The 22,573-nt window shown below is 62.1% G+C and carries 25 protein-coding genes and 1 riboswitch; of the genes, 11 read left to right on the forward strand and 14 right to left on the reverse strand.

Translation table 11 applies throughout. The annotated features are described in order from the left end of the window. Positions 1-79: 79 nt before the first annotated feature. From JV241A_RS20960 to JV241A_RS20975, 4 genes are all read right to left on the reverse strand, one after another. Positions 80-1,444: a DUF1329 domain-containing protein gene (locus JV241A_RS20960; protein WP_115088892.1), complete on the reverse strand. Its 1,365-nt coding sequence runs from the start codon at positions 1,442-1,444 to the stop codon at positions 80-82. Between the two features lie 27 nt (positions 1,445-1,471). Beyond that, a complete protein-coding gene (locus JV241A_RS20965) occupies positions 1,472-3,370 on the reverse strand; it encodes a DUF1302 domain-containing protein (RefSeq protein WP_115088721.1) in 1,899 nt (632 codons plus the stop codon). 335 nt (positions 3,371-3,705) lie between these two features. Beyond that, positions 3,706-5,388: a fatty acid--CoA ligase gene (locus tag JV241A_RS20970; RefSeq protein WP_115088722.1), complete on the reverse strand. Its 1,683-nt coding sequence runs from the start codon at positions 5,386-5,388 to the stop codon at positions 3,706-3,708. 130 nt (positions 5,389-5,518) lie between these two features. Next, positions 5,519-6,148, reverse strand: a complete 630-nt coding sequence (locus JV241A_RS20975; RefSeq protein ID WP_134064292.1) for a LysE family transporter — start codon at positions 6,146-6,148, stop codon at positions 5,519-5,521. 219 nt (positions 6,149-6,367) lie between these two features. Here JV241A_RS20975 and JV241A_RS20980 point away from each other — a divergent pair, with 219 nt between their 5' ends. The 5 genes from JV241A_RS20980 (at position 6,368) to JV241A_RS21000 (ending at position 10,194) form a co-directional block, all read left to right on the forward strand. Then, entirely contained in the window at positions 6,368-6,946 is a 579-nt protein-coding gene (locus tag JV241A_RS20980; RefSeq protein ID WP_115088724.1) for an NAD(P)H-dependent oxidoreductase, read from the forward strand. Positions 6,947-6,957: 11 nt separating this feature from the next. Then, positions 6,958-7,326, forward strand: a complete 369-nt coding sequence (locus JV241A_RS20985; protein WP_115088725.1) for a MerR family transcriptional regulator — start codon at positions 6,958-6,960, stop codon at positions 7,324-7,326. Positions 7,327-7,346: 20 nt separating this feature from the next. Next, positions 7,347-8,309, forward strand: a complete 963-nt coding sequence (locus JV241A_RS20990) for a 2-hydroxyacid dehydrogenase (RefSeq protein ID WP_115088726.1) — start codon at positions 7,347-7,349, stop codon at positions 8,307-8,309. A gap of 51 nt (positions 8,310-8,360) precedes the next feature. Then, positions 8,361-9,359 (forward strand): class I SAM-dependent methyltransferase, encoded by a 999-nt coding sequence (locus JV241A_RS20995; protein ID WP_115088727.1) that lies wholly within the window; start codon positions 8,361-8,363, stop codon positions 9,357-9,359. Between the two features lie 39 nt (positions 9,360-9,398). Then, positions 9,399-9,518, forward strand: a riboswitch (yybP-ykoY riboswitch). 88 nt (positions 9,519-9,606) lie between these two features. Continuing rightward, positions 9,607-10,194 carry a TMEM165/GDT1 family protein gene (locus tag JV241A_RS21000; protein WP_115088728.1) on the forward strand — a complete coding sequence of 196 codons (588 nt, stop codon included), beginning with the start codon at positions 9,607-9,609 and terminating at the stop codon, positions 10,192-10,194. 111 nt (positions 10,195-10,305) lie between these two features. Here the strand turns inward: JV241A_RS21000 and JV241A_RS21005 are convergent, their stop codons facing one another. After that, positions 10,306-11,121, reverse strand: coding sequence for a M48 family metallopeptidase (locus tag JV241A_RS21005; RefSeq protein ID WP_010225775.1), 816 nt, complete (start codon positions 11,119-11,121; stop codon positions 10,306-10,308). 154 nt (positions 11,122-11,275) lie between these two features. Here JV241A_RS21005 and JV241A_RS21010 point away from each other — a divergent pair, with 154 nt between their 5' ends. Then, positions 11,276-13,417 carry a methyl-accepting chemotaxis protein gene (locus tag JV241A_RS21010; RefSeq protein WP_134064294.1) on the forward strand — a complete coding sequence of 714 codons (2,142 nt, stop codon included), beginning with the start codon at positions 11,276-11,278 and terminating at the stop codon, positions 13,415-13,417. A 111-nt stretch (positions 13,418-13,528) separates the two neighbouring features. On the opposite strand, the gene JV241A_RS21015 is transcribed toward JV241A_RS21010, so the two are convergent. From JV241A_RS21015 to JV241A_RS21025, 3 genes are read right to left on the reverse strand one after another with little or no spacing between them, the layout of a single operon-like run. Continuing rightward, positions 13,529-14,152 (reverse strand): SOS response-associated peptidase, encoded by a 624-nt coding sequence (locus JV241A_RS21015; RefSeq protein WP_115088730.1) that lies wholly within the window; start codon positions 14,150-14,152, stop codon positions 13,529-13,531. A 12-nt stretch (positions 14,153-14,164) separates the two neighbouring features. Beyond that, complete coding sequence (locus JV241A_RS21020) at positions 14,165-14,425, reverse strand: DUF2007 domain-containing protein (protein ID WP_115088731.1); 261 nt, start codon at positions 14,423-14,425, stop codon at positions 14,165-14,167. Then, positions 14,425-14,607 (reverse strand): CPXCG motif-containing cysteine-rich protein, encoded by a 183-nt coding sequence (locus JV241A_RS21025; RefSeq protein ID WP_134064296.1) that lies wholly within the window; start codon positions 14,605-14,607, stop codon positions 14,425-14,427. Before JV241A_RS21025 ends, JV241A_RS21020 begins: the two co-directional genes overlap by 1 nt. Before the next feature lie 122 nt (positions 14,608-14,729). Here JV241A_RS21025 and JV241A_RS21030 point away from each other — a divergent pair, with 122 nt between their 5' ends. Then, positions 14,730-15,896: a 1-acyl-sn-glycerol-3-phosphate acyltransferase gene (locus JV241A_RS21030; protein WP_166675726.1), complete on the forward strand. Its 1,167-nt coding sequence runs from the start codon at positions 14,730-14,732 to the stop codon at positions 15,894-15,896. A 96-nt stretch (positions 15,897-15,992) separates the two neighbouring features. On the opposite strand, the gene JV241A_RS21035 is transcribed toward JV241A_RS21030, so the two are convergent. Further along, a complete protein-coding gene (locus JV241A_RS21035) occupies positions 15,993-16,253 on the reverse strand; it encodes a hypothetical protein (RefSeq protein WP_115088733.1) in 261 nt (86 codons plus the stop codon). Between the two features lie 169 nt (positions 16,254-16,422). Here JV241A_RS21035 and JV241A_RS21040 point away from each other — a divergent pair, with 169 nt between their 5' ends. Further along, positions 16,423-16,629 carry a hypothetical protein gene (locus JV241A_RS21040; RefSeq protein WP_115088734.1) on the forward strand — a complete coding sequence of 69 codons (207 nt, stop codon included), beginning with the start codon at positions 16,423-16,425 and terminating at the stop codon, positions 16,627-16,629. Between the two features lie 63 nt (positions 16,630-16,692). On the opposite strand, the gene JV241A_RS21045 is transcribed toward JV241A_RS21040, so the two are convergent. Further along, positions 16,693-17,277 carry a YajG family lipoprotein gene (locus JV241A_RS21045; RefSeq protein ID WP_115088735.1) on the reverse strand — a complete coding sequence of 195 codons (585 nt, stop codon included), beginning with the start codon at positions 17,275-17,277 and terminating at the stop codon, positions 16,693-16,695. A gap of 175 nt (positions 17,278-17,452) precedes the next feature. On the opposite strand from JV241A_RS21045, the gene JV241A_RS21050 reads away from it, so the two are divergent. Together JV241A_RS21050 and mqo are read left to right on the forward strand one after the other, a co-directional pair. Next, positions 17,453-17,686, forward strand: a complete 234-nt coding sequence (locus JV241A_RS21050) for a hypothetical protein (protein ID WP_115088736.1) — start codon at positions 17,453-17,455, stop codon at positions 17,684-17,686. A 605-nt stretch (positions 17,687-18,291) separates the two neighbouring features. Further along, positions 18,292-19,797: a malate dehydrogenase (quinone) gene (gene mqo / locus JV241A_RS21055; RefSeq protein WP_134064298.1), complete on the forward strand. Its 1,506-nt coding sequence runs from the start codon at positions 18,292-18,294 to the stop codon at positions 19,795-19,797. A gap of 54 nt (positions 19,798-19,851) precedes the next feature. Here the strand turns inward: mqo and JV241A_RS21060 are convergent, their stop codons facing one another. The 4 genes from JV241A_RS21060 to JV241A_RS21075 form a co-directional block, all read right to left on the reverse strand. Further along, positions 19,852-20,142 carry a PA4642 family protein gene (locus JV241A_RS21060; protein ID WP_115088738.1) on the reverse strand — a complete coding sequence of 97 codons (291 nt, stop codon included), beginning with the start codon at positions 20,140-20,142 and terminating at the stop codon, positions 19,852-19,854. Between the two features lie 70 nt (positions 20,143-20,212). Next, a complete protein-coding gene (locus JV241A_RS21065; RefSeq protein WP_134064300.1) occupies positions 20,213-20,680 on the reverse strand; it encodes a hypothetical protein in 468 nt (155 codons plus the stop codon). A 56-nt stretch (positions 20,681-20,736) separates the two neighbouring features. Next, entirely contained in the window at positions 20,737-21,210 is a 474-nt protein-coding gene (locus JV241A_RS21070; RefSeq protein WP_134064302.1) for a WbuC family cupin fold metalloprotein, read from the reverse strand. A 3-nt stretch (positions 21,211-21,213) separates the two neighbouring features. Beyond that, complete coding sequence (locus tag JV241A_RS21075) at positions 21,214-21,771, reverse strand: hypoxanthine-guanine phosphoribosyltransferase (RefSeq protein ID WP_010225758.1); 558 nt, start codon at positions 21,769-21,771, stop codon at positions 21,214-21,216. 163 nt (positions 21,772-21,934) lie between these two features. Here JV241A_RS21075 and upp point away from each other — a divergent pair, with 163 nt between their 5' ends. After that, positions 21,935-22,573, forward strand: coding sequence for a uracil phosphoribosyltransferase (upp, locus tag JV241A_RS21080; protein WP_115088742.1), 639 nt, complete (start codon positions 21,935-21,937; stop codon positions 22,571-22,573).

Here is a 22,573-nt window from a genome sequence, read left to right on the forward strand (position 1 = left end):
CCCGAGCCGGTCAGGATGCGCAAACAGAAACGCCCCGGCAAGCCGGGGCGTTCTGGGAGATCACACGGAGGTTTGAAGCTTAACGCACGCCTGACTGGCGAAGCGCTGCAGGCTGGAAGTCAGCCTTGGAGGCAGTGAAGCCGAAGTCGTAGGCTTTCTTTTCCTCGTTCTTCATGCCCAGGGCCAGGTAACGCCCCGATTGCAGGTCGTAGATGGCTTCCAGGGTGTACCACGGCACCTGGACGTTGTAGTAGTCCTGGGAGTGGGCCTCGGACACGCGCCACAGCTGGTTGCGACCGTCGTACTGGTCGATCACCGCGGCTTGCCAGGTGTCTTCGTCGATGTAGAAGTCACGCTTGGCGTAGATATGGCGCTGGCCCGGTTTCAGGGTCGCGACCACATGCCATACCCGGCGCAGCTCGTAACGGGTCAGGTCCTGGTTGATGTGCCCGGCCTTGAGGATATCGGCGTACTTGAGCTTCGGATCGTCGAGCTTGTAGCTGTTGGAGGCGATGAACAGCTCTTTCTTGCCTTCCAGCTTCCAGTCGTAACGGTCCGGCGCGCCGTTGTACATGTCCAGGTTGTCAGAAGTTCGCAGGCCGTCAGCAGCGGTACCAGGACCATCATAGGAAACTTGAGGTGCCTGGCGTACGCGGCGCTGGCCAGCGTTGTACACCCACGCCTTGCGTGGTTCCTTCACCTGGTCCAGCGTTTCATGAACTAGCAAGACCGTACCCGCCAGGCGCGCTGGCGCAGTTACCTCTTGTTTGAAGTAAAACAGAATGTTGCCAGGGTTACTTGGGTCGTAGTCTTTCATCCGGTCACGGAAGACGAACTGATCCTTGAAGTACACCAGGCTGTACGAGCCGCTCTGCTGCGGCGTGGCCTGGGTTACCAGGCGGGTCACGCTGCCACCGCGGTAACGGGTGATGTGGTTCCAGATCACTTCGACGCCGCTTTTCGGAATCGGGAACGGCACGGCGGTGTCGAAGTTTTCCAGGCCGTTGCCGCCACCCACCAGGTTGGTACTGGTGGCGTTTTTCTTGATTGCCGCGAACACCGCATCCGGCACGCTCGCGCCCCGGTGGGTCGGGTACACCGGCATCTTGAAGCTGTCCGGGTAGCGCTTGAACATCGCGACCTGGCCTGGGGACAGTTTGTCCTTGTACTGGTCGACGTTCTGCGCGGTGATGGTGAACTTCGGTTGCTCGGTGCCGAACGGGTCGGAAAGGAAGCCCTTGCCGTCGACGTTACCGGCGCTTTTGGAAAGCGGCTTCCAGGCGGTGATCGAGCCGTCGGCGTTGCCGGCCTTTTCCGCGCCCATCGGCGTCAGGCTCGCGCCCAGCTTGGCCGCCTCGTCGGCGGAAACCGCCGCCATGACACTGGTCGCCAACAGGGACAGGCCCAGTACACCGGCTTGCAGCAGAGTCTTGGTTGTTTTCATCTTCATGGTCGTCCTGAATCCGAATTCTTAGAAGTTCACGCCGAAGCTGAGGGCGATGAAATCGCGGTCATCCACGGTGGTGTACTTGCCGTCGAAGAAGTTGGTGTACGACAGGCTGGTGGTGTAGGTGTTCTGGTACTCAGCGTCCAGGCCCAGGCTGATCGCCTTGCGCCCTTCCTCGAAGTTGCTGCCAGGGCCTGGCGAATAACCGGAAACGTCATGCGACCAGGCCACGCTTGGCTTGAGGTTGACCCCGGCGAACACGTCGTTGTAGTCCCAGATCGCCCGGGCACGGTAGCCCCACGCGGTGCTGGTGGTGTAACCGTCGTTTTCGCAGTTGCGGCTACGGTTGGCACCCGAAGCACCAGGGCCTGCACCGTTGATGGTGCCGGTGTTGATGATCGCCGAGCAGGTGTCGAGGTTGCCGGCGCCTGGGGTTGCTGGCAGCGGGCCTGGGCCATAGACCGGGTCGCGGCCGTAACGCACATCGTGGGCACTTTCCAGGCCGCCGACATGGGTCACGCCCACTTCACCCACCACGGTCAGACGGCTGGCGCCCATGACCTGGTCGAAGAAGTGCGTCAGGGTGGTCTGGAACTGGGTGATTTCCTTGCGACGGTAGCCGTGCAGGTCCTGGCCCGGTACACCGTTGAGCAGCGAGGCATTGGCCAGGGTACCGCCGATCGGGCGTACGCCGGCGTAGAGGATATCGGTGGTGTTGAGCTGCACCGGCGCGTTTGGCCGGTAGCTGATTTCACCGCTCCACGCCGTACCGGTAGGCAAGGTGGTGGAGAAGCTCAGGCCGTACAGGCGGATGTCTTCCGGGTACTCGACGAAGTAGCTGGAGTTGCCGGCGACGATCAGCGGCGCCAACGGACGCAGTGCTGCCGGCAGCCCGGCCAGACCGGCATAGACGCGCGGATCGGCACCGTGGGCGCTGAAGATCGGCGCACGGCTGTGGTAGTTCATGAAGTAGGCGCCGAATTCGGTACCCAGCGGGTCGTACATGTAGCGGAAGGCCACACCGAACTGGCCGCTGTCACGCGCATCGCGGTCAGGGCCACGGGCGACCTTCACACCTTCGCCGTTGACGTCCACACCCTGGGTAGCGAGGAATCCGCGGGCGGCCGCTGGCAACGCATTGGCGCTGTTGAGCACGCGCAGGTTGTCGGTACAGCCGTCGGCAATGATGTCCGGCTGGGAGAAGAAGGTGCCGCAGTTGTCGACGACGGTCTGGTCCCATTCGATCTGGTAGAAGGCTTCGGCCGAGAGATTGTCGGTCAGGCTCTGGGACACGTAGAACATGTTGACCGGAATCAGGCCTTCCTTCACCTCGGCGCCCGGGCGACGGAATGCGGCGACGTCGATCGGGTTGATCGAGTTGATACCGTTGCCAATGAAGGTACTTTCACCCCAGCTGACCACCTGCTTGCCCAGACGCACCGAGCCCGGCTGATCGGCGATGGAGTAGTTGTGATAGACGAAGGCGTCGAGGATCTGCCCGCCGGACGACTTGGCGCCCTCTTTGCGGTTGGAATCGCTGATGTCCTTGAACTCGCGATGCTCATCCTTGAGTTCGAAGTCGTACCAGTACTTGCCACGGACGAATACCCCGGTATCGCCGTACTTGAGCTCCAGGTCATGGATGCCCTTGAAGATCTTCGAGAAGGTCTCACCGCGCTTGAAGTTCAGGTGGCCGTCATCGGAGGTTTGCGACAGGCCCTTGCCGCCGTTGTTGACGCCGATAAGGTTCTTGTTCGGGCTGGCTGTCGACCAGCTCGCCCCCACCGACAGCGACGAGTCGAACGAGCCTTCGATTTCACCGATGTTGAAACTGACGCCGAATGCAGGACCGGCGAGCGTAGAAGCGAGGCTGACGGCCAGGGGTAGTTTCGCCCGGCGCCAGAACAGATTTGCTGATGTCATCGACGCTACTCCATGTACTTTATTTTTATGGCAGTGAGTCCTTTGCAGAAACGCATCGGTCGAGCGGTGTGAGCGCACCTTTTTGCTCGAGCGAGTGGCTGGGCACATGCATGTGCGATCCCCCCGTTCCTGAAAATCCCCTGAACCGACTATAGCCAGCAGGTTGAACTGCTTGATCCCTCTAAAGTGTGATTTGCATCCCAACCCCTCTGGCGTGGTCTGCATGACCGGCCACTACGCTGGCAGGGGGAAGAATGGCTTAATTTTGTCATTTGACAAGGCGGCCATGCGTCTGGCGTGCGGGTCGCGCCGAATCAGGCGCGACCCGCCAGCTTTTATAGGGTCGAGAGGAAGGTGCTGTTACTGGCTTGCAACTGGCTGATGTCCAGGCGGATGCGCTTCTTGTCGAGCTTGCCGACGCTGGTCTTGGGAATTTCAGTAACAAGGGCAATCTGGCTGGGGATCGCCCACTTGTTGATGTGCCCCAGTTCCACGAACGGCTTGAGGTGTTCCTTGAGCGCCTTGGCGTCGATGCTCTGGCCTTCGTGGATCACCAGCAGGGCAAACGGCCGCTCACCCCACTGCGGATCGGCGACACCGACCACCGCCACTTCGCGGACCGCCGGGTGGCGGCTGATCAGGTCTTCAAGCTCCAGTGACGAGATCCACTCACCGCCGGTCTTGATCACGTCCTTGATGCGGTCGCGGATATCGATCACGCCCATGCTGTCGAGGGTGGCGACGTCACCGGTGTGCAGCCAGCCGCCCTGCCAGAGTTCGGCGCCTTTCTCGGGCTCGCGGAAGTAACCCATGGTCAGCCAGGGTGCGCGCAGCACCAGCTCGCCCTGGCTCTCGCCATCGGCCGGGAGGAAGTTGCCGTTGCCGTCGACAATCGCGGTTTCCACCAGCGGCACCGGTACCCCGGCCTTGATCCGGTAGGTGATGCATTCGTCTTCGCTACCGGCCAGCAGCTCGTCGTTGAGGTGGGCGCAGGCCACCAGCGGGCAGGTCTCGGACATGCCGTAGGCGGCGGTCAGCTGAATCCCGTGAGCCTTGGCCGCCTCGTACAGGGCGCGGTTCAGGGCACTGCCGCCAATGATGATTTTCCAGCCGCCGAAGTCCTGTTGCTGGGCGCCCTTGGCGTTGAGCAGCATCTGCAGGATGGTCGGTACGCAGTGCGAGAATGTCACCTTCTCGTTGCGCCACAGCTCACAGAGCATCTCCGGCTCGTAACGCCCCGGGTAGACCTGCTTGATGCCAAGCATGGTCGCCACGTAGGGGATGCCCCAGGCGTGGACGTGGAACATCGGGGTGATGGGCATGTACACATCGTTGCTGCCGAGCAGGCGCACGCTGTCGATACTGCCGGTTACCGAAGCTGCCGCCAGGGTGTGCAGCACCAGTTGCCGGTGGGTGAAATACACCCCTTTTGGGTTCCCGGTGGTGCCAGTGGTGTAGAAAGTGGTGGCGATCGAGTTCTCGTCGAAATCAGGGAAGTCGTACACCGGGCTGGCCGCCGCCAGGAGTTGCTCGTACTCACCGACCAGGTTGGGCAGGTCGGCGGTTTTCTGCTCGCCATCGGTCAGCAGCAGGGTTTTCTCGACCGTGGTCAGTTGCCCGGCGATGGCCTGGTAAAGGCCGACAAAGTCGCTGTTGACCAGCACGAAGCGGTCATCGGCGTGATTCATGGTGTAGAGGACCTGCTCCGGTGACAGGCGCACGTTGATGGTGTGCACCACCGCGCCGATCATCGGAATGGCGAACATGCATTCGAGGTAGCGATGGCTGTCCCAGTCCATCACTGCCACGGTGTCACCGGCCTTGACTCCCGCCTCGGTGAGCACATTGGCCAGCCGCGCGATGCGCTCGTTGAGGGTCAGGTAGCTGTAGCGCAGTTGATCGCGGTAGACGATTTCGCGGGTTTTCTCGTAGCGGCTGCCGGACAGCAACAGGCGCTTGATCAACAGCGGAAACTGATAGGCGCCCTCGGCGGGAGGGATGACGCGAGTCTGCAACATAGGAGTCCCTTTTCTAGAGTGCACAGGCTGGGCAAGACATGTCCTACTCTAGAACGCCACAGCAGCGGCCAAATCAGCCAAAGGAATGATTTGGCTGCTGCAGGGACTAGTGGCGCTCAACCATTGCCGCTTAGTGCATCTCGGTAAAGGCGATCTTCACCCCCAGGGCAATCAGCACCGCGCCCATGGTGCGGTCGAACCAGTGGCCCATGCGCGCAAAGGCGGCGCGTACCCGCTGTTGGCTGAACAGCATGGCCACCAGGCAGAACCACAGGCCGGTAGCCACGGCCAGGTACGCACCATAGCCGGCCTGGATCGCCAGCGGCGTGTGCGGGTTGATGACGACGGTGAACAGCGAGAGGAAGAACAGCGTCGCCTTGGGATTCAGGCCGTTGGTCATGAAGCCTGCGGCAAAGGCCGCACGTGGCGTGCGCTCGACTGTCGAGGCCTGCACGTTTTCGCTGCCAGGCGCACCGGGGCGGGCGCGCAGGGCCTTGAAGCCGATGTACAGCAGGTAGGCTGCCGCCAGCCACTTCAGCGCGTTGAACAGCATGATCGACTGCGACACGATCAGGCCGATACCCAGCAGCGAATAGCCCACATGCAGGAAAATCGCGGTGCCGACGCCCAAAGCGGTCCAGGTACCGGCGCGCCGGCCGTGAGTAACACTCTCGCGCACCACCACGGCAAAGTCCGGGCCAGGGCTGGCCACCGCCAGCAGGTGAATCAACGCGACAGTCAGAAATTCGGCCCAGTACATGGGGGCTCCTTGCGGCAAAGAAGGCAATCGGGGGCGCTACATTACGCTTTCGTCCTTTCCGGCAACAGTCTCTGGTAGGAGCGGGCTTGCCCCGCGATAGCAATCTGTCAGTTGCTTCGTATCGCGGGGCAAGCCCGCTCCCACAGCCAAAGACAGGCTTGACTCTCCTCCTAAGGGCAGACGTTAACCTCAGCGCTTTTGCCCCTGGACCCGCCTTCGATGAGCAAACGAATCCTGGTGATACTCGGCCACCCTTCGCGCAACAGTTTCTGCGCTGCATTAAGCGACAGCTACATCACCAGCGCCCGCGAGCAAGGCCATGACGTCTGCCTGCTGGAGCTTGGCAACCTGGCCTTCGACCCGATCCTGCATGACGGCTATCAACAGGTGCAACCCCTGGAACCCGACCTGTTGCACGCCCAGCAATTGATCAGTTGGGCCGAGCATCTGGTGTTCGTCTTCCCGGTCTGGTGGGGCGGTATTCCAGCCCTGCTCAAAGGCTTCTTCGACCGGGTCCTGCTGCCCGGCTTCGCCTTCAAGTACCGCAGCGGCTCGCCCTTCCCTGCGCAACTGCTCAAGGGCCGCAGCGCCGACCTGCTGGTGAGCATGGATACGCCGCCCTGGTACTACCGCTGGATCTATCGCATGCCCGCTCTGCAACAGATGCGCCGCACCACCCTGGGCTTCTGTGGAATCAAGGCGAAAAAGACGTTAACGTTTGGCCCCATCATCAGCTCGACCGACCAGCAACGCGAAACCTGGCTGCAGCAGGCGCGCACGCTGGCTCGTCGGTACTAAAGGGACGTTTGATGTACATCGGCAAAGCCGCGCAACTGTCCGGGGCGACCATCAAGAGCATTCGCCACTATGAGCGCATCGGCCTGTTGCCGGCGCCCAGGCGTCAAGGGAGCTATCGCCTGTATGATCAGCAGAGCATCGCCCTGCTGAGCCTGATCAAATGCGCGCAAAAGCTCGGTTTCAGCCTCAAGGAAATGCAGGCGCTGGTCGGCGATGATCAGGCCGGGCTGCCGATGGAGCGCGTGCGCCAGGCGATTGCCGGCAAGAAAGCCCAGCTGCAGGCGCAGATCCAGGCGCTGCAGCTCCAACATCAAGGCCTGCTCGAGCTGCAAAGCAGTCTTGAGCAAAACCATTACGATTGCTTCGACTACACCGCTTGAGCCCTCACTGGAGCCGCCCTATGCCCACATCCCGTCGCGCCGTGTTTCTCGACCATAGCTCCCTGGACCTGGGTGACCTGGCACTGGATCGTCTCAAGGCCTGTTTCGATGAGCTGCAACTCTACCCGGCAACAGCGCCGGCGCAGGTCGCCGAACGCCTGCAGGGCGCAACCGTGGCGATCAGCAACAAGGTCATGATCGACGCCGCCACCCTGGCGGCCTGCCCCGAGCTGAAGCTGATCCTGGTGGCCGCCACCGGTACTAACAATGTCGACCTGCAGGCGGCCCGCGCCCAGGGTGTGGTGGTCAGCAATTGCCAGGGCTACGGCACGCCGTCGGTGGCGCAACACACCCTGACCCTGCTGCTGGCGCTGGCTACGCGCCTGAGCGACTATCAAAAGGCCGTCGCCGACGGCCAGTGGGCAAAGGCCAAACAGTTCTGCCTGCTGGACTTCCCCATCGTCGAACTGGAGGGCAAGACCCTCGGCCTGCTCGGCCATGGTGAACTGGGCGGTGCGGTAGCGCGCCTGGCCGAAGCCTTCGGCATGCGCGTATTGCTTGGCCAGTTGCCCGGCCGCCCGCCCCGCGAAGACCGAATTGCGCTGGACGAGCTGCTGCCGCAGATCGACGCCCTGACCCTGCACTGCCCGCTCAACGAACACACCCGCCACCTGATCGGTGCCCGGCAACTGGCCCTGCTCAAGCCCGGCGCCTTTGTGATCAACACCGCCCGCGGCGGCCTGATCGACGAGCAAGCACTGGCCGACGCCTTGCGTGCCGGCCACCTGGGCGGCGCGGCGACCGATGTGCTCAGTGTCGAGCCGCCGGTCAACGGCAACCCGCTGCTGGCTGCAGACATCCCGCGCCTGATTGTCACCCCGCACAGCGCCTGGGGCGCAGTCGAATCACGGCAGCGTATCGTTGAGCAATTGAGCGAAAACGCCGAGGCGTTTTTCGCCGGCAGCCCGCGCCGCCAGGTCTAAGCCAGGCCAGGCTCTGGTAAACTGCGCCACTTTTTTCAGGAGTCGCCGTCCATGGACCCGCGCAGTGAAGTGTTGCTTCGTCAGGCCGATCTTTTCCAGGGCTCGCTGTTGCTGGCCGGTTTGCCTGCCGACGACCTGCTCGGCAAATTGCCCGCGGCCCATGGCTGGAGCTGGCATGCCGGCGATCAGGCGGCGCTCGATGCACGCTTCGCCGGGCGCAGCCACTTCGGCGTAGAAGCGCCAGCCCAGGCCTTCGACGCCGCCGTCTTGTTTTTGCCCAAGTCCCGCGACCTGGCCAATTACCTGCTCAACGCCCTGGCTTCGCGTTTGGCCGGCCGTGAGCTGTACCTGGTCGGCGAGAAACGCGGCGGCATCGAAGGTGCGGCCAAGCAGCTGCACGCCTTCGGCAAGCCGCGCAAACTCGACAGCGCCCGCCATTGCCAGCTGTGGCAGGTCACGGTGGAACACGCGCCTGAAGCCAAATCACTGGAAAGCCTGGCCGAGCATTTCCAACTGGAGCTGGCCGATGGCCCGCTGCAGATCGTCAGCCTGCCGGGTGTGTTCAGCCACGGTCGCCTGGATCGCGGCAGCGCCCTGCTGCTGGAAAACCTCGATCAACTGCCCACCGGCCACGTGCTGGATTTTGGTTGTGGTGCGGGTGTCCTCGGCGCGGCCATCAAACGTCGCTATCCGCAAAACCGCATCACTTTGCTTGACGTTGATGCCTTCGCCGTCGCCAGCAGCCGCCTGACCCTGGCCGCCAATGGCCTGGAGGGTGAGGTGATCAGCGGCGACGGCATCGATGCTGCACCGCGCGAGCTGGACGTAATCATCAGCAATCCGCCGTTCCATACCGGGGTGCACACCAACTATCAGGCCTCAGAAAACCTGCTGAGAAAATCTGCCGATCATCTGAAAAAAGGCGGCGAAATGCGCCTGGTGGCCAACAGCTTCCTGCGCTATCAGCCGCTGATCGAAGAGGCCCTGGGCAACTGCAGGATCCGCGACGAAGGGCAAGGCTTTCGTATCTACCAGGCAACACGCGGTTAAAAAGAGCGCTTGCCGAAACGGATTTGCCTAGGCAGAATCCGCTCCGTCCTAGGGGAGTAGTCTCCCGCGAGCACCCAGCTCGCCCGGTACGCGTCAACATACTTGGTCCACAGACCATGGCGCGTGCGACCCACGGTCCGCACAGACGGACCCAGGGTTTGACAAGACCTATGACACGAACACCTTACCCGGGGCGGGAAGGCTGTACGTGTCATAGCCGTGTCGACCCGCCCCCGTAGGAATCCTGATGCTGGAATCATTGCTCGTCCCCACCGCGATCGTGGCCCTCGCCGAAATTGGCGACAAGACCCAATTGCTCGCGCTGATCCTTGCCGCGCGCTTTCGCAAACCCTGGCCGATCATCGCCGGTATCATCGCTGCAACCCTGGCCAACCATGCGGCTGCAGGCGCTGTCGGTGCCTGGGTCAGTACCTTCTTCAGCGCCGCTACCCTGCACTGGATTCTCGCGGCCAGCTTTGCTGCCACGGCGTTGTGGACGCTGATTCCGGACAAGATGGATGACGACGAATCCAGTACGGCACGGCGCTTCGGCCCGTTCCTGACCACCCTGATCGCGTTCTTCATCGCTGAAATCGGCGACAAGACCCAGGTCGCCACGGTGATGCTGGCGGCGCAGTATCCGCACCTGATCATGGTAATCATCGGTACCACCCTGGGCATGTTGATTGCCAACGTGCCGGTGGTACTGGCGGGTAACTTTGCTGCGGAGAAACTGCCGCTGACCCTGATCCGCCGCCTGGCTTCGGCCGCGTTCTTCGTCCTGGCCGCTGTGGCGGTGTATTCGGCGATGCAGGTCAGTGGCTGGATAGGCTGACCGGTGGTGACTTCATCGCTGGCAAGCCAGCTCCCACAGGCCTTGTATACACAGGCCCCTGTGGGAGCCGGTCTTGCCGGCGATGGGCCGCAGCGCGGCCCCGGCTATAACTTACTTGCGGGCCTGCTCGTACAACGGCATCACCTTCGGAATCGCCGCCTGCAACGACGCCTGGCGGCTCGCCGAGGCCGGGTGAGTGCTCATGAACTCCGGCTGCGAACCGCCCGAGGCCTGGGCCATCTTGTCCCACAGGCTGATGGCCGCATTCGGGTTGTAACCGGCACGGGCGGCCAGTTCCAGGCCGATCAGGTCGGCTTCATTCTCGTTAGCCCGGCTGTTGGGCAGGGTCAGGCTGTACTGCACTACAGTGTCGGCAATCGCCAGGCTGTCCTGGCCCAGGCCCAGCAAGGCTCCCGCGCCCTGGCGAGCCATCTGCACGCCATAGGCCTTGGACATCGCTTCACGGCCATGCTCGCGCAGGGCGTGGGCGATTTCATGCCCCATCACCGCAGCCAGTTCGTCATCGGTCAGCTTGAGTTTGTCGATCAGGCCGTTGTAGACGAAGATCTTGCCGCCAGGCCCGCAGTTGGCGTTGAGCTCGTCGCTCTTGATCAGGTTCACTTCCCAGTTCCACTGTGCCGCATCCGGGCGGAACTGCGGGGCCTGGGCAATCAGGCGGTTGGCGATGGCCTGCACGCGCTTGGCATTGGCGCTGCTCTTGTCGAGCACACCTTTGCTCGAGGCTTCGCCCAGGGTTTGCTGGTAGGACTGAGCGTACATCTGGTTGACCTCATCGGTCGACAGCATGCTGAACATGTATTGCTTACGCTCGACACCCACGGCGCCGCCGCTGGTGGTGTTCACCGCCTGGCAGCCAGCGAGCAGGACGCTGGCGCTCAATGCACCGATTACAAATGACTTACGCATGAAAACACTCCCTTCGAACATGCCGCGTATCCTAGGCCGACTCGGTTGAGCCCGCCATATCCCTGATGAAGATTTCTCCAGACGGTGCTCATGCTTTCGCCCCGCCGGGCCGATAACGCAAGGCAGACGCCTTTCCTTGCGCTTGGAGCCCCACATGAAGTTCCGGTCGATCCAGTTTTCCGTCGCCGCCCTGGCTGGCGCCATTGTCCTGAGTATTGTCGCTGCCCTGGTGCTCTATGCCGTGTACTCCGGCGAACGCACCCAGGAGCTGGTGCAAAGCCGCACCCAGCAGCAATTCGAAGCGGTGATCGAGCAGCGCCTGACCGCCCTGGCGCGGACTCAGGTCAGCGAGATCCAGCGCGGCCTGGAAGCGCCGCTGCTGATTGCCCGCGGCCTTGCCACCAGCAACGCCATGCTCGGCATGCAGGACGCCAGCGGCAATCCGCTGCTGAAGATCGAACGCCAACAACTGATCGCCCTGCTCAAGCAGACGGCGTTGACCAACCCGCTGATCCTCGGCACCTACCTGGGTTGGGAAACCAATGCCCTGGACCACGATGACGCGCGCTTCGCCGGTACCTCGGTCACCGGTATCGACAGCGCCACCGGGCGCTTCCTGCCCTGGTGGTTCCGCAACGAAGACGGCAGCCTGGGCCTGGACAAGCTGGCCGACGTCAATGACCAGACCATCCTTGCCACCGGCGTGCGCGCCAGTGAGTACTACCTGTGCCCGCGGGAATCGAAGAAAGCCTGTGTCATCGACCCGGCGCCTTATAAGGTCGGCGACAAGGTGGTGATGCTCGCCTCGTTCGTCGAGCCGATCATGATCGACGGCAAGTTCCAGGGCATCGCCGGCGCCGACCTCTCGGTCAACTTCATCCAGGAACTGCTCATTACCGCCGACCGCCAGCTGTACGACGGCGCCGGCGAACTGGCGCTGGTGTCCGGCAACGGCCGCCTGGTGGCCTTCACCAAAGACCCGGGCAAGTTTGGCGAGAAAGCCAGCGACGTCCTCGACGCCAATGCCGCCGGCACCCTGGCGCAATTGAGCGGCGAAAAACTGCACTACGAAGTCGATCAGGCCGCTGGCCGCATCGAGCTGTACCTGCCGTTCAAGATCGCCAATACCGACGCCCGCTGGACCCTGCTGCTGGAGCTGCCGATCAGCGCAGTGATGGCCGATGTGGAAAAACTGCAAAGCGACCTCAGCGCCCAGCGCCGCACCGACATCACCGGCATGACCGTGGTCGGCCTGGGCATCGCCGCCCTTGGCCTGCTGGTGATCTGGCTGCTGGCCCACGGCATTGCCCGGCCGCTGCGGCAGATGGTGGCGATGCTCGATGACATCGCCCAGGGCGAAGGCGACCTGACCCGCCGCCTGAGCAGCGATCGCGCCGACGAACTGGGCTCGATCGCCAAGGGCTTCAACACTTTCCTGAGCAAGCTGCAGGCGATGATCAGCCAGGTGGTGGCCTCGGTGCAGAAGGTCAGCGACTCCTCGGAGCACACCGCCGACATCGCCATCCGCACCAATCAGGGCGTGCACAAGCAGATGGCCGAGATCGACCTGGTGGCCACCGCCGTACACGAGATGACCGCCACTGCCCAGGACGTGGCGCGCAACGCCACCCATGCGGCCCAGGCCGCCAGCAATGCGGACCATGCGGCCCACCAGGGCCTGGCCATCGTGCGCGATACGTCCCATTCGATCAGCGCCCTGGCCGAGGAAATCGGCCGCGCGGTCGGCGTGGTGCAGAATCTGGCCCGTGACAGCGAAAACATCAACGCCATCCTTATCGCCATCCGCGCGATTGCCGAGCAGACCAACCTGCTGGCGCTCAACGCCGCCATCGAGGCGGCCCGCGCGGGTGAACAGGGCCGTGGTTTTGCCGTGGTGGCCGACGAGGTGCGTAACCTGGCACAGAAAACCCAGCAGGCCACGGAAGAAATCCAGCAGATGATCCAGCAACTGCAGCAGGGTACCCGCGATGTGGTGCGGGTGATGGAAGACAGCCAGGGCAAGACCGACGACAGCGTGCAGCAGGCCGCCCGCGCCGCCGAGGCACTGGAGAGCATCACCCAGGCGGTATCGGTGATCAACGACATGAACACGCAGATTGCCAGCGCTGCCGAAGAGCAGAGCGCGGTGGCCGAAGACATCAACCGCAATGTGATCAATATCGGCCAGGTGGCTAACGAGGTAGCTGGCGGGGCGGATGAGTCGAGTACCGCCAGTGCCGAGCTGACCAAGCTGGCCGAGCAGCAGCGGCGCTTGATCAATCAGTTCAGGGTGTGAGGTCTTGGGGCTGCTTCGCAGCCCATCGCTGGCAAGGCCAGCTCCCACAAGGTCAGTACACACACTCCACTGTGGGAGCCGGCCTTGCCGGCGAAGCCCTTTCAAGCACCCTCAAGCCGGGGTCAAACACTCCGGCCCATTAAGCTTCGGATCGTTGACCATATTGGCCAACACCCGCTCACGCAGCGGTGCCTGGCCGCCCGCCAGCAGCTCGTACAAGCGCGCTGGCGGGGTTTCGGGATCAAGCCAGGCTGCCTGCCCGGCCGCATCGAGAATCAGCGGCCGACGCTGGCTCAGCGCTGCCTGGGTCACCACTGCGGTGCTCAGCCAGACCTGGTCCTGCACCGGATACGCCTCCCAGATCGCGGCAAAAAACAGCGAAGAGCCCTCCCCCGGCGTCAGCCAGTACGGCCGTTTGCGCTGGGTGCCACGCCACTCGTAGAAACCGTTGGCCGGCAGCAGGCAGCGGCGCAGGCGAAAGGCTTCACGAAACATCGGCTGTTCGGCCAGGGTCTCGGCCCGGGCATGAGCCGGGGTACGCGATAAATCGGTGAGCCAGGCGGGAGTCAGCCCCCAGCGTGCCCGCGCCAGTTCCATCTGACCATCGTCGAGGCGGCGCTGAATCAGCACCGAAGCGCCGGGGGAGATGTTCCATTGCGCCTGCTGGTCACTGGGAAATCCCGGCAAGGCAGCAAAGGCGGGAGACCAGCGAAACAGTGCATAACGTCCACACATGAGGGCAAAAACCTAGCAAATCAGGGTTCCGGGGATGTTCTCCGGTTCGTCGCCCGCAAGTGGCTGGGCGCTATTGTACGCGGCGATCAGCTGGCGTGCGCTGTCGGCCTGCTCATCGGCGACCGCCAGGCCCAGCAGGCCGTGCATCGGCAGGTCGCCCATGGCGCCCATCAGGTCGCGGCCAACCAGGTGCACGGGGATGCCTTCACTGGCGAGCATGCCGATGAGCATTTCGGCTTCCAGCAGGCTTTCGGGATCGTAGATTCGCCGCATCAGTCATTCTCACCATAAACGTCCAGCATCCATTCCTCGCCATGCACCTGCAGCACGAACCTGATCGGCTTGCAGCACACCTGGCAGTCCTCGATGTACTCCTGATCACCGCCCGACAGGTCCACCGTCGTCTCGACTTCTTCACCACAATAAGGACAATCGTAGAACGCTGTCTCCAGCATCGCGGCCTCCCGAGTGACTTGTGCGTATAATTGCCGGTCTATTTACAGGTCCTGAGTGTGTCTGAGCCGTTTTTCAGACCCCGGCCCCTACCTATTACCCTAGCCGTTTCCAACAAGAGAGCATGATGGGCGAATTCGATGCCATCCGACCGTACGACGACGCTGAAGTCCCTGCCGTTCTGGCACGGCTGCTCAGCGACCCGGCATTCCTCGATATCCTCACCCACTTCCGCTTCCCGCGCATGGCCGGGGCCTTCGGCTGGCTGCTCAAGCCGCTGATCGCCCGGCGCCTGCGTAAAGAGTTTGCCGGGGTCAGCTGCGTCTCGACCCTGCAGGACAAGGTCGAATACTACGTCGACCACACCATTGAGCGGGCGACCGACGGCGTGACCTACACCGGCGTCGAGCAGCTCAAGTCGGGTACCGCCTACCTGTTCCTGGCCAACCACCGCGATATCGTCATGGACCCGGCGTTCGTCAACTATGCCGTGTACCACGCCGGCCTGCCGACCCCGCGCATCGCCATCGGCGACAACCTGCTGCAAAAGCCGTTCGTCAGCGACATGATGCGCCTGAACAAGAGCTTTATCGTTCATCGCTCGATCAGTGGCCGCCGGGAAAAGCTTGCTGCTTACCAGTTGCTCTCAGCCTACATCAACCATTCGATCCGCAATGATTGCCAGTCGATCTGGATCGCCCAGGCCGAAGGCCGGGCCAAGGATGGTGATGACCGTACCGATTCGGCAATCCTGAAAATGTTCCACATGAGCCGCAAGGACGAGCCGTTCGGCGCAGTGATCCAGTCGCTGAACCTGAGCCCGGTGTCGATCAGTTACGAGTACGACCCGTGCGACCAGGCCAAGGCCCGCGAGCTGTACATTCGCGCCACCACCGGCACTTACAGCAAGGCCCCCGGTGAAGATGACGTCAGCATTGCCCAGGGCATTACTGGCTACAAAGGCCGTGTGCACATCAACTTTGCCCCGCCGGTGACCGCGTTCGTCGAGGACACCAAGCAACTGGCCGCCGAGATCGATCGGCAGATCCTGGCCGGCTACCGGTTGTTCCCGGTGCATTACCTGGCGTATGCGCAATGGGCTGATGCCGATCCGGCGCTGGACGTGCCGGCAGCGGCCAAGGTGTTCCCGGCCGATGAACTGGCCCGCGCCCAGGCCGAATGGCAACGCCGCCTGGACGCCTGTCCGGCCGAGCAGCGGCCGTACCTGGTGCAGCAGTATGCGACGCCGGTACGCAATCAGTACCGGGTCAAGGCGGGGTTGGCGCTTTAGGTCGCACCGCGTCGCCTGCATCGCTGGCAAGCCAGCTCCCATAGGAACACTCTGTGGGAGCTGGCTTGCCAGCGATGGGCTGCGAAGCAGCCCCGATCACACCCAGGTGCTGAACCAGGACAGCAACAAGGCCAGCGCCAAAAAGGCAAAACCGAGAATGTAGTAGAAACGGTTGATGCGCAGGCTCATGCCATCGACCACCACTTCATCGGCGGCCATGCCCGCCAGGGTTTGCGCCGCGCGGCGGCGGGCGCTGTGCAGCAGCAAGCCGCCCGGGCAGGTCAGCACCAGAGCCAGCAGGTTGATCAGCTTGGCCGGATGGGCGGCAAACAGCCCCCAGATCACTTGCAACGACATCGCAAAACCTCAAAAGAAGTACATCGATACTTTCGACACGGCGGGCATTCTACCCAAGCCCCGCGCCCCTGCCTGCCCTTTGCGACAAACGACGATTAATTCGCACCGTCACACGCTCGTCATCTAGGCACGCCACTCTATCGGCCGTCGTCACCCACCGGAGCTTGTCATGCTGCACGCCGAAAACCAGGACCGCCTCTACCTGATCGCCCAGAGCGACGAGCAGCAGGCGCTGATCGACGGCCTGGCGTTCAACGTCCAGGACCGCCAATGGCTGGTGTACTGCGCCTTGGGCGGGCACGCTCATGATGATCTGCCCGAAGTCGACGTTCCGACCGGCATCAGCATGCTGGACTTCTACGTCGAAGCCGCCTGAGCGCCCAGAAACGCAAAAGCCCGATGCCTGCCACGCAGACATCGGGCTTTTTGCTGTTGCGATTTATTCGCCGAGGATCTGCCCGATGGCCTGGTCCTTGAACAGACGGGTCAGCGCATCGCTGAGCACATCGCCCACCAGCTTGGTGTTGGTCTCCTGGTTGGGTGCCATGCCGAAGCGCTGGTCCAGCGAAGCACCATAACGGCCGCTGTAGCGACGGTTGGCGTTGGCCACGTCAGCCTTGAAGGTCGCACCGATGGTGGCTTCGGTCACGTACATGCCTTCTTTTGGCGACTGGTACTTGAGTTCGGCCAGGGTCACGGTCAGCTGGGGCGCGTTGTAGGCGTTCGGCGTCGGGGTGAAGCCCAGCAGACGCACCGCCGCTTCGGCCTGGGCCTGCAGTTTTGGCAGGATGTCGTTGCCGGCCACGGTGATGGCGCTGGTTTCCGGGTACAGGCCGCCACGGGTGCCCAGGGTTTGCGAAGCACGGCCATCAACCACCTTGACCACCACCGGCTGACCATGGCCGACCGGCGCCAGCTGGGCGTTGAGTTTCGGTTGCGGGCTGAGTTGTTGCGGGCTGTGGGCACAACCGGCCAGGGTCAGACTGGTCACCGCGATCAAACCGAACAACAAACGTTGCAACATGCTCATCTCTCCAGAATAGGCAGCAAAGGCCGCCAGTATAACCAGCACGGGGCAGCCCAGCTATCGGCGTGCCATTAGTGAATAAGACAGGCGTGCCCAGCCCCGGTTCGCTGTCACAATCGTTTCATCACTGCACGGTTATCCTTGCCTCAGTTCTTCACAGGGATACCTCGCCATGTCCTCGCTCCTGGCCTTGCTGTTCAAACGCAATCCGCAACGCTGCTTCGCCCGCCTCGACGCCTTGGGCCATTGCCAGGCCTTCAAGCAGTGTGCGCAGGCTCCTTCGACCAGCGGCTGGGTGGAAATCAACGAAATTCGCCTGGCCTGGCTTAACCGCCCGCTGCCCGCCAGCGCCCGTGTTTCAAAGCGTGTCAGCGGAAACTGGCTGCAGCGCAGCCTCGCCGCCTGAGTTTTGCCTCAATAAAAGTCGCTAATAAAGAGCTTTTCTGCCCGCGACATCGCTATAATCTCCCCCCGATTATAAGGACGTCTCCTGATCGGGCCTCGCAGTACCGCCAATGCCCAGCATTGCGCATCCCCCGCACCGCCCACAGAGAGCCTTCCACACAGGTCTTGCACCAGCCAGTGTGCCTGCGTCATTCGGCCCTCTGCTCTGCCTGAACCTGCCGGGTCTGCCATCGCGCAGTCCATTTTGAGGTTCACGTCTCCAAAAGAGCGTGAAAAAACGGGTTTTCACAACTTCACGAGAGTGTGGCGAGCAATGAACAGTCTGGCATGTGCAAAAGCACCTAAAGTGTCCCGAACAGCCCTGAACAGCTGGCAACAGCGCTCATTTGCAATGGGTGCCTGAAACCGGTCCATAACGCACGACGGATACCTTGACCATAAGTCGAATTGCCGCACCGGCTGTAAAATGCGTTCATAGGCAACGCAAAGCCCGGTTGGTGGTGTCCGCTGAAGTTGCAAAAACTGCGAAGAATCGGACATGGCGATCCTGGCAAGCCAGGGATCCTATGCTGTCAATTTGGTGCTGAAGATTTTGGAGACGCGTTAATGGCGCAGAACGAAGCAGTCGATGTAGTACTGGTAGGGGCAGGCATCATGAGTGCCACCCTGGCCGTACTGCTCAAGGAACTCGACCCGGCGATCAAGCTGGAAGTCGTCGAGTTGATGGATTCGGGTGCCGCGGAAAGTTCCAACCCGTGGAACAACGCCGGGACCGGCCATGCCGGGCTGTGTGAACTGAACTACACGCCACAGGCCGCCGACGGCAGCATCGATATCAAGAAAGCGGTGCACATCAACACCCAGTTCGAGGTGTCCCGGCAGTTCTGGGCCTACCTGAGCAAAAAAGGCGCGTTCAGCTCGCCACGGGCGTTCATCAACCCTGTGCCGCACCTGAGCTACGTCGAGGGCGAAAAGGGCATCAGCTTCCTCAAGAAGCGCTTCGAGATGCTCAAGCAGCATCATGCCTTCGCCGAGATGGAATACACCGAAGACAAGGCGCTGATGAACGAGTGGATGCCGCTGATGATGCCAGGTCGCCCAGCCGACCAGCAGATCGCTGCCACCCGCGTCATGAAAGGCACCGACGTCAACTTCGGCGCGCTGACCAACAAGCTGCTCAAGCACCTGGCCAACGCTCCCGAAGCACAGGTCAAGTACTGCAAGAAGGTCACCGGCCTGCGCCGTAACGGCAGTGGCTGGACCGTCAGCATCAAGGACGTCAACAGCGGCAGCAGCCGTGAAGTCGACGCCCGCTTCGTGTTCCTCGGCGCCGGTGGCGCGGCCCTGCCGCTGCTGCAACTGTCGGGTATCGAGGAGAGCAAGGGCTTTGGCGGCTTCCCGGTCAGTGGCCAGTGGCTGCGTTGCGACAATCCGGAAGTGGTCAAGCGCCACCAGGCCAAGGTCTACAGCCAGGCTGCGGTAGGCTCGCCACCGATGTCGGTGCCGCACCTGGACACCCGCGTGGTCGACGGCAAGACCTCGCTGCTGTTCGGCCCGTATGCCGGCTTCACCACCAAGTTCCTCAAGCACGGCTCGTTCCTCGACCTGCCGCTGTCGGTACGCATGGGCAACATCGGCCCGATGCTGGCCGTGGCCCGCGACAACATGGACCTGACCAAGTACCTGGTCAGCGAAGTGATGCAGTCGATGGAGCAGCGCCTGGACTCCCTGCGCCGCTTCTACCCCGAGGCCAAAGCCGAGGACTGGCGCCTGGAAGTGGCTGGCCAGCGCGTGCAGATCATCAAGAAAGACCCGAAAAAAGGCGGCATCCTGCAATTCGGTACCGAACTGGTCGCAGCCAAGGACGGCTCCCTGGCCGCCTTGCTCGGTGCTTCGCCGGGTGCTTCGGTGACTGTGTCGATCATGCTGGAACTGATCGAGCGCTGCTTCCCCGAACAGACCAAGGGCGCCTGGGCTGCCAAGCTCAAGGAAATTTTCCCCGCCCGGGAAAAGGTCCTGGCCACCGACGCTGCCCTGTATCACAAGATCAGCGCGCACAACGACGAGGTCCTGGGCCTGGTCGAAAGCAGCCCGGCACAGAGCTACGCGTAACTTGCCGGCATAAAAAAACGCCCTTCGGGGCGTTTTTTTATAGGCGCTGTTTTATCAGCCGCGGGCGTTATCGATGATCTCGATGTACTCGGCGGCGTTGCGCTGGTCCTTGATGATCTCGACGAAGGTCTGGCCGTGCTCGTCCTTGCCGTCCAGGTCATAACCGGCTGCGACGAAGAAGCCGACATAGCGCTCGAAGTCATCGATGCGCAGGCCGCGGTAGCCCTTGATCAGCTTGTGATGCGACGGCGAAGTAACGGCATCAGCCGGCTCGTACTGGAGGAACGACTTGATGTAGTCGTCGCTGATCTCATCACCAATCACTTGCTTCTTGTCTTTACGCATTGCCGACTCCAACTGAACCATCACGGACATTTTCACGGGTCGGCAGTTTACCCCCGGGCAGCGCCGGCACTCAACGCGCGCGTACGCTACCAGTGTGCAGATCCGCCCAGATGTGGCCATTGGGGTAACTGAGGAACTGCACATAGACGGTATCGTTGCGCAGCAGGTCGAGCATCACCCGGTACTGGGCCAGCGGGTAGTTGAGCGTCAGGGTCTTGCTCTTGTCGTCGAACACCGGCTTTTTCAGGCTTTTGCTTTCGGCATCGAAGCTGATCAGCACCTGGCTGATGGTCGCACCCTTGCTCAGCGGCTTGCCCTTGAGGCGCAGGATCAACGGCGAAGTGACGGGGATCGGTTGCTGGTTGGACTGGCGCTGATTGCCCACCACCACCGAGTAGCTGGTGACCTGCAGCAACTGCTGCGAATCTGCCACTTCCTTGCGCACCCCAAGGTCATCGGGCGGCAGGAACTGGCTGTGCAGGGGCGCCGCGGCCAGCGGCAGGCTCAGCAGAAACAACAAGGGGAAAAATGCACGCATGACAGGCTCCTTGGGGGCAGCCTGGCACTCTAGCATGGGACAGCGTCATCGCAATTTCAATCGAACTGCGCGCGCATCCAGGCCTGATACTCGGCAACTCCCGGTCCGCCTTCGCGCGGTGCCCAAGCGGGGTGCTCACCTTCACCAACAGGACGATACGGGCCAGACTTGCACTCAAACATCATACTGTCGGCCTCCAGCACCACCAGGCCGTGAAAGGTACCTGGCGCCAGGTCGGCGCCCAGGCAGTCGCCTCCCGCCTGCAACACACGCTTATTCACGACCGCACCTTGCTCGTCAAAAATCAACAGGCCCAAGGTGCCGCGCAGCACGATCAGACACTCGGCCTTGTCTGCCGACAGGTGCCGGTGCGGCGGAATATAGGTAGAAGGCTGCAGACCTACTGCCATGCGGTGGCAGGGCTCGTCCATTTCATGGAAGTTGTGGTGCTGGCGGCCGCGCGGATTGGTCGCGGACTTGGCGGCCAGCTCGGCAAACAGTTGTTGATCGAGAAAGCCAGGCTGGCGCATGAGTCAGAGCCCTTTAACCGCGTAGATGCCGTTGGCATTGCGCCAGTAACCTTTGTAGTCCATACCGTAACCGAACACGTAACGGTCAACGCAGCTCAGGCCACAGAAATCGGCCTTGAGGTCGGCGCTGGCCTTGCGGTCATGGTCCTTGTCGATCAAGACGGCAGTATGCACGGCACGAGCACCGGCATGTTTGCAGAAATCGATAATTGCACTGAGGGTATGACCTTCGTCAAGAATATCGTCGATGATCAGCACATCGCGATCAATGAACGAGACTTCCGGCTTGGCCTTCCAGAACAGGTCACCGCCGCTGGTCTGGTTACGGTAGCGGGTGGCGTGCAGGTAGGACGATTCCAGCGGGAATTGCAGATGGGTCAGCAACTTGCCGGCGAAGATCAAACCGCCGTTCATCACGCAGAAGACTACCGGATTGCTATCGGCCAGCACTTCGGTGATCTGCGCGCCCACGCGGGCAATGGCTGCTTCGACTTCGGCTTCGGTGTGCAGGCAGTCAGCCTCGCGCATGACTTGACGGATGTGCTCGAGATCGGCGGACATGGCGCTCTCCAAGGGGCGGCAATTGAGAAAAGCGGGCAAAGGTACGCATCCCGTCGCATCAGATCAAGCATTTCTGGACTAACGTCCAGTAAGCCTGAGGACATGCATGGCTGAATAGATTAATCTAGCGCGGTTTTTTGCCCGCCCCCCGGAGCTTTTCCCTATGCCTACCCGTGAGATCCGCCATCCGCTGATCCGCCACAAGCTCGGCCTGATGCGCCGCGCCGATATCAGCACCAAGAATTTTCGCGAGCTCGCCCAGGAAGTCGGTACGCTCCTGACCTACGAAGCCACCAAAGACCTGCCCCTGGAAAGCTATGAAATCGATGGCTGGTGCGGCAAGGTCCAGGTCGAGAAGATCGCTGGCAAGAAGATTACTGTAGTACCGATCCTGCGCGCCGGCATCGGCATGCTCGACGGCGTGCTCAGCCTGATTCCTGGCGCCAAGGTCAGCGCCGTGGGCGTGGCCCGCAACGAGGAAACCCTCGAAGCGCACACCTACCTGGAAAAGCTGGCACCGGAAATCAACGAGCGCCTGGCCCTGATCATCGACCCGATGCTGGCCACCGGCGCCTCGATGGTCGCCACCATCGACCTGCTGAAGAAAGCCGGCTGCAAGGACATCCGCGCGATGGTCCTGGTTGCCGCGCCAGAAGGCATCGACACCGTCGAGAAAGCCCACCCGGACGTACAGATCTATACCGCATCCATCGACAAGTGCCTGAACGAGCACGGCTATATCATCCCTGGCCTGGGCGATGCCGGTGACAAGATCTTCGGTACCAAGCAGAAGGACGCCTGA

The sequence above is a fragment of the Pseudomonas sp. JV241A genome (assembly GCF_900275665.1).
Taxonomy (GTDB): domain Bacteria; phylum Pseudomonadota; class Gammaproteobacteria; order Pseudomonadales; family Pseudomonadaceae; genus Aquipseudomonas; species Aquipseudomonas wadenswilerensis.

What these genes read in the sequence shown, in the direction of transcription:
- JV241A_RS20960 (WP_115088892.1), bottom strand. Translation starts at nt 1,444, where the DNA reads ATGAAAACAACCAAGACTCTGCTGCAAGCCGGTGTACTGGGCCTGTCC.
- JV241A_RS20965 (WP_115088721.1), bottom strand. Translation starts at nt 3,370, where the DNA reads ATGACATCAGCAAATCTGTTCTGGCGCCGGGCGAAACTACCCCTGGCC.
- JV241A_RS20970 (WP_115088722.1), bottom strand. Translation starts at nt 5,388, where the DNA reads ATGTTGCAGACTCGCGTCATCCCTCCCGCCGAGGGCGCCTATCAGTTT.
- JV241A_RS20975 (WP_134064292.1), bottom strand. Translation starts at nt 6,148, where the DNA reads ATGTACTGGGCCGAATTTCTGACTGTCGCGTTGATTCACCTGCTGGCG.
- JV241A_RS20980 (WP_115088724.1), top strand. Translation starts at nt 6,368, where the DNA reads ATGAGCAAACGAATCCTGGTGATACTCGGCCACCCTTCGCGCAACAGT.
- JV241A_RS20985 (WP_115088725.1), top strand. Translation starts at nt 6,958, where the DNA reads ATGTACATCGGCAAAGCCGCGCAACTGTCCGGGGCGACCATCAAGAGC.
- JV241A_RS20990 (WP_115088726.1), top strand. Translation starts at nt 7,347, where the DNA reads ATGCCCACATCCCGTCGCGCCGTGTTTCTCGACCATAGCTCCCTGGAC.
- JV241A_RS20995 (WP_115088727.1), top strand. Translation starts at nt 8,361, where the DNA reads ATGGACCCGCGCAGTGAAGTGTTGCTTCGTCAGGCCGATCTTTTCCAG.
- JV241A_RS21000 (WP_115088728.1), top strand. Translation starts at nt 9,607, where the DNA reads ATGCTGGAATCATTGCTCGTCCCCACCGCGATCGTGGCCCTCGCCGAA.
- JV241A_RS21005 (WP_010225775.1), bottom strand. Translation starts at nt 11,121, where the DNA reads ATGCGTAAGTCATTTGTAATCGGTGCATTGAGCGCCAGCGTCCTGCTC.
- JV241A_RS21010 (WP_134064294.1), top strand. Translation starts at nt 11,276, where the DNA reads ATGAAGTTCCGGTCGATCCAGTTTTCCGTCGCCGCCCTGGCTGGCGCC.
- JV241A_RS21015 (WP_115088730.1), bottom strand. Translation starts at nt 14,152, where the DNA reads ATGTGTGGACGTTATGCACTGTTTCGCTGGTCTCCCGCCTTTGCTGCC.
- JV241A_RS21020 (WP_115088731.1), bottom strand. Translation starts at nt 14,425, where the DNA reads ATGCGGCGAATCTACGATCCCGAAAGCCTGCTGGAAGCCGAAATGCTC.
- JV241A_RS21025 (WP_134064296.1), bottom strand. Translation starts at nt 14,607, where the DNA reads ATGCTGGAGACAGCGTTCTACGATTGTCCTTATTGTGGTGAAGAAGTC.
- JV241A_RS21030 (WP_166675726.1), top strand. Translation starts at nt 14,730, where the DNA reads ATGATGGGCGAATTCGATGCCATCCGACCGTACGACGACGCTGAAGTC.
- JV241A_RS21035 (WP_115088733.1), bottom strand. Translation starts at nt 16,253, where the DNA reads ATGTCGTTGCAAGTGATCTGGGGGCTGTTTGCCGCCCATCCGGCCAAG.
- JV241A_RS21040 (WP_115088734.1), top strand. Translation starts at nt 16,423, where the DNA reads ATGCTGCACGCCGAAAACCAGGACCGCCTCTACCTGATCGCCCAGAGC.
- JV241A_RS21045 (WP_115088735.1), bottom strand. Translation starts at nt 17,277, where the DNA reads ATGTTGCAACGTTTGTTGTTCGGTTTGATCGCGGTGACCAGTCTGACC.
- JV241A_RS21050 (WP_115088736.1), top strand. Translation starts at nt 17,453, where the DNA reads ATGTCCTCGCTCCTGGCCTTGCTGTTCAAACGCAATCCGCAACGCTGC.
- mqo (WP_134064298.1), top strand. Translation starts at nt 18,292, where the DNA reads ATGGCGCAGAACGAAGCAGTCGATGTAGTACTGGTAGGGGCAGGCATC.
- JV241A_RS21060 (WP_115088738.1), bottom strand. Translation starts at nt 20,142, where the DNA reads ATGCGTAAAGACAAGAAGCAAGTGATTGGTGATGAGATCAGCGACGAC.
- JV241A_RS21065 (WP_134064300.1), bottom strand. Translation starts at nt 20,680, where the DNA reads ATGCGTGCATTTTTCCCCTTGTTGTTTCTGCTGAGCCTGCCGCTGGCC.
- JV241A_RS21070 (WP_134064302.1), bottom strand. Translation starts at nt 21,210, where the DNA reads ATGCGCCAGCCTGGCTTTCTCGATCAACAACTGTTTGCCGAGCTGGCC.
- JV241A_RS21075 (WP_010225758.1), bottom strand. Translation starts at nt 21,771, where the DNA reads ATGTCCGCCGATCTCGAGCACATCCGTCAAGTCATGCGCGAGGCTGAC.
- upp (WP_115088742.1), top strand. Translation starts at nt 21,935, where the DNA reads ATGCCTACCCGTGAGATCCGCCATCCGCTGATCCGCCACAAGCTCGGC.